We start from the raw sequence: 658 nt of genomic DNA on the forward strand, positions 1-658 counted from the left end.
TCTGGTGTTATTTTCCTAAATAAAAGACCAGCAAAATATTCTGTCATTAATGATTTGAATGGAGAGATCACGAATCTGTTTCAATGCGTTCAAAATGACTTTGATGATTTAGCCAAACGACTAGAATGGTTTGTTTGTTCAAGACAGTTGTTTTTTGAACTTGCGGCGATTGAACCAGAAAGCCTTTCCAAAGTTGAAAGAGCCGCCCGTTTTTTGTTTCTCCAACGTTGTGTGATGTATGGGAAAAAAGATTATGTCTCTTTTAGTTTTGGAAGGAAAAAGCCTATAGCATTTAATCCCGAAAAGCTATTATCAAGGATGAGACGTGTTAGACAGAAGCTTCTTGATACGACGATCTTAAATTTGTCGTGGGAACGGGTTATCGAGCTATTTGATGCACCCGACAGTTTATTTTACCTAGACCCGCCTTATTTTGTAAAGAAGAAGTGTTACAGCTCTGGGAATTTTGTTGAAGATGATTTTGTGAGTATGGCAAAAGTTCTCAAAAGCATACAAGGCAAATTTGTCTTGAGTCTGAATGATTGTGATGCGGTTCGAGAGATTTTTAAGGATTTTGACTTTTTAGAATTAGAGACCCTTTGGACCTCTGGTTTTGCTAAAAAACCACCCCGAAAAGAACTCTTGATTCGCAATAATT

1 protein-coding gene is annotated in these 658 nt (G+C 37.1%); it reads left to right on the forward strand.

Annotation, left to right across the window (positions count from 1 at the left end):
- The coding region (locus ACFINH_RS10250; RefSeq protein ID WP_375633071.1) for a DNA adenine methylase at positions 1 to 658 on the forward strand (658 nt) is incomplete at both ends.

Source organism: Bartonella sp. AA74HLJMH (genome assembly GCF_042197045.1).
Classification (GTDB): Bacteria; Pseudomonadota; Alphaproteobacteria; order Rhizobiales; family Rhizobiaceae; genus Bartonella.